Genomic DNA, 3,962 nt, shown 5'->3' on the forward strand with positions numbered 1-3,962 from the left:
GTTATCTGCTGCATTATTTTTCTGTACGTTGCGTAACCTTCAAAGAACTCTTCAAACGCAACGATAAGACAAAAATCGGAAGTAAACTTCCAATTTTAGGGTAGCCCCTTTTAGACGGGCGCCAGTCGGCACCCGTCTAAAAAAGAATCCACAAATTTAACGATTATTATTTGCATATTGTCATGGGAAGAAGGTTTTCGTAATCCGTTCTTCCCTTCTTTAATTCTCTTAGCAGCTTGCAGAAGTAATTCCTGAAGGAGACTCCTGCCTGTTTGCAGGTTTCTATAAAGGTATTATAGATTGCGGAGTTCTGTATTCCTTTCACGCTTCCGAAGAACAGGCTGTTCTTTCGTTGGACAGTGATTGGTCTTATCGCTCTTTCTGCTGTCATATTGTCTATGGAGTATTCTCCGTCATTTCTGTAGGAGAAGATCTGATTCCAGAAGTTCTTCAGATAGTTAAGGGCCTTGCTCATAAGTTCGCTTCGGCTCTCATCCGGATTTGCCAGCAAATCATAAAGCTCCGTCCTTAACTTCTCGATGATTTCCGTCGTTTCCTTACCGTTCCTTCTGCTGTAAATCTCGTCCGCAGTAAGTTTTTCCCGACGGTAAGTCTCTTCCATGCCGTATAGCTTTGCTATCAGCTCAAGGAAGATTCTTGCCTGCAGACTTCCCTGGTCGTAGGCGTACTTGAACTTGGCTCTTGCATGAGCCAGACAGCAGAGATGCTCTATATCCATAAGTTCATTGTCTAGATACATATATACGTTGTAACCGTCACTCTGCAGTGATTTGATTTTTGCATCACCAAGGAACTCCTTCAACACATTTCTGTTCCTGCCTCCATGTTTCTGTACACCTTCATCATCCGTTGTATCCTCGTAGAAGAAGATGACTATACGCGCTTTTCTGTTTACCAGACACCACATATAGGTCTTTCGTTTCTTATTGTATGCGTGATAGCGGAGCCATGTCTCGTCCACATTCACGTTGGCACCGTCCTGAAGGGCAATCTTCTTGAGGGCAGGTATCAGCTTATTGAGCTGCATGGCACCTTTGTCGGCCCAGTTCAGCAGGTTCTGCACAGAGGTGTTCCAGTCCATATCCGACAGACGGTTCTTCGCCTCCCTGTATGCCGGTGTTGACATCTGGAAGCGGTTAAACATCAGATACGAGAGCATGTTTGCCGTAATGCTTGTACCCGGTACTATCTCGTCATAAAGGCTTGCCCGGACGTCATCCTTCATAGGAAGGAACATGCTTTCAATCCTGCCGTCGGCATGCTTCACCTTAAGTACCTCAAAGTGATGTTCCTCAATATGGCTCACAATGCTTCTTATTTTACGGTAGCTTGACGATATTACAACAGAATCCTCAGGAAGCATTGTATAATCAGACCTGTGTATAATCGGTGTACCTACACAAGTCTTATTGTATGTCATTCCTTTCCTGTATGGTCTTTCCTTGGAAAGGGAAGCCTTCGGAGTATCCTGCGTGTCGCATGATGCGGAAGAGTCCGGCTGTGGGACCTCGCTTGGTGGAGCAGTAGGAGTACCGTCAAAATCATCCTTGTCATCATGCTTCCCTTTTACGACCCTTTTACGGTCAATACCTTTGAGACTTTTGGAAGAGGCATAGGTCTGGGTATTCATAATGGAAAGACGTTCTAAAAGGGCATTATACTTTTTCTCAAGTTTTTTATACTCCTTATCGCGGAGCTTGTATTCAAGGACAACCTTGTCAGCCTTGCTGTTTGCCTTAAGCAGGGCATTTGTAAGGGAGTCTATTTTCTTATTGGACTCCTTCAGGTCTTTTCCTATTTCATCAAGCCGTGCTATCATTTCGTCAAGCTGCTTGCTCTTGCTCTGATTCTCCTCAAACAGGAACAGGGCGAACCTCTTTATCTGCTCATTATCCATACCTTCAAGGGGTGTATGCTCCTTTTCGGGTCTGTTCATCATCTCTTCAAGATGCTTCTGTCTGAGTATGTGTTCTATAAGTTCCTCTGTTTCCATGTTCTCTAAATTTTATGTAAAGATACTCATTTTCAGTGAGATACGCAAATATTTAGAGAGCTTTTATTGCTGATATTCAGAGTTTTATCATTAAATTCTTATGCTCGTTATTACCGGAGTTTCAAGTATCGTGACCAGGTCTTTCCAGTCTATCTTATACACTGTCACGTCATCCTTGCGCTCTATCCTCATGAACCTGTAGCCCTTTATGAAGGACTTCTCATGAAGATAATAGGCATTGCGCTCATAGTGTATCATGCGAACCTTGCGCTGGTCTTTAGACATGAACATGTAAACATCACCATTCAATGGATCACGGTGGTATCGACCTCGGATTATCTCGCATATACGCTGAGCCTTGCATCTCATATCGTGAAGCTCAGGAAGGTAGTAGAAGTTGTGAAGACCGTTGATGCTCAGCATAAGCCCTCCAGTTTCTCTACCAGTGTTTTCAGCCCCTGATAGTCTAAGCCTTTCTTCTGTATGCACAAGCCCTCACGAGTTCTTATCGTCACCATAATGCTTCCTTTATGGGGAGTTGTACGTTTGAGCTTGTCTTTAGCAACCTCCTGCCGTTCTTCATTGCCTGTCCGAATCAGCTCTTCCGGAATTCCTTCAACTTCTACAGGTACAACCTTTTTCTGTGTCTTCTTGAACCAGTCATAGAATGCCGTGTATGGAATATTGTTACCAATGCAGAACGAGTTGATGGAAACTCCATTGGGCTCACCCTCGGTTTTGTAGAGGAACCACAGTCTTTCAAAATCTTTTTCGCTAAACATAATCTTTCAAGTTTTAAGTTTAGCACGAAGGTATGGGAAAGAAACATGCTAGTCAATACGCCAATTTTGGAAGCTTACTCATCTACTAACAGGTGTATCACATTGTTGCTGAATGAACTTTATTATCCGAACTATAAAATCGTTCGAACACCCTACCAGTAGTATTTCAGCACACAATTAAAAAAAGTGATTTTAATTTTACGTTTCAATATACCTTAATGGGCCTTTCACAAGGCTTATTAAGCCCACGAATAAAAGTTAACCGATTCTTTCCCCTTTCGGTCATCTAAATCGTCATTTCAGCAATGCGCCATATATTTCAACAGCGGGGCTTCATCAGTTAATGATTTAGGTATATCATCATTATGTTAGTTGCAAATAATATATATTTCAAAGATTTATTCTAATTCAAAATCTCCAGTAAAAGCCTCCTTTGGAAGTTGTATCTACAAAGTATATTTACCTTTCTCCTCACCTGTAAGATCAATATAAACCTTATCTACATTTAAATCAGTAGATGTATAAACAACTTCATCTGTTTCTGCATTCTTTATAATTACAGTTACAGTAGGAACAGTAGAAAGAAGGTCAATAGACAACAATGAGTTTTCAATACAAGCATCAGGAGTAACAGGGATAGACCGATGTTGTACCTCAGTTTTATTTTTTAGTCTGATTCGACGCGCAGATGTCATTTCATTCGCAAAAGAGAACATACTTACTTGAAGTAAAATAGCATCCATCAACTCCATCATGACAGTTTTTGAACAATAAAGCAATGAAAGGACACAATAAAAGACATCATCACCAGTCAATGTTGGGTAGCGCTCTTTCAAATTTACCATCACATCAACAAATGCATTAGAAATAGTAGAACGTATATCCTTCCTTAAACTACGCATCGCCAACAACTGTTTAGGAGTTGCCTTTTCCAATGTCTCTAATTGATCGTAGCAATCGGTAGTTTTCAGTACCGATACACACAATTGGATTTGTTGTTCTGTCAACTCTGACCTTTTCTTATCTATATGCTCTTTATTAGATTCTGAAACCTCTTCGTCTTTCAACAGCATAGTATCGACTCTCTTTTGAGTTAATTCATGTTGCAAAGCTATATAATACTTCTTTCTTTTTCTATCATTCCACATAAAACAAAAGACACATAT

General features: G+C 40.9%; 4 protein-coding genes. All 4 read right to left on the reverse strand.

Going from position 1 to position 3,962, the window contains the following annotated elements:
- Nucleotides 1-166 precede the first annotated feature (166 nt).
- Nucleotides 167-2,014, reverse strand: coding sequence for an IS66 family transposase (gene tnpC / locus AB5935_RS23775; RefSeq protein ID WP_008767178.1), 1,848 nt, complete (start codon nucleotides 2,012-2,014; stop codon nucleotides 167-169).
- A gap of 90 nt (nucleotides 2,015-2,104) precedes the next feature.
- Nucleotides 2,105-2,437 carry an IS66 family insertion sequence element accessory protein TnpB gene (gene tnpB / locus AB5935_RS23780; protein ID WP_008767179.1) on the reverse strand — a complete coding sequence of 111 codons (333 nt, stop codon included), beginning with the start codon at nucleotides 2,435-2,437 and terminating at the stop codon, nucleotides 2,105-2,107.
- A complete protein-coding gene (locus AB5935_RS23785) occupies nucleotides 2,431-2,796 on the reverse strand; it encodes a hypothetical protein (RefSeq protein WP_007901163.1) in 366 nt (121 codons plus the stop codon). The genes tnpB and AB5935_RS23785 overlap by 7 nt, the downstream gene beginning before the upstream one ends.
- Nucleotides 2,797-3,242: 446 nt before the next feature.
- A partial coding sequence (locus AB5935_RS23790; protein ID WP_368327642.1) for a DUF3244 domain-containing protein occupies nucleotides 3,243-3,962 on the reverse strand: 720 nt, incomplete at its 5' end.

It is taken from the genome of Phocaeicola sp. RTP21198st1_B8_RTP21198_201120, assembly GCF_040929485.1.
In the GTDB taxonomy this organism is placed as follows: Bacteria; Bacteroidota; Bacteroidia; order Bacteroidales; family Bacteroidaceae; genus Phocaeicola; species Phocaeicola dorei.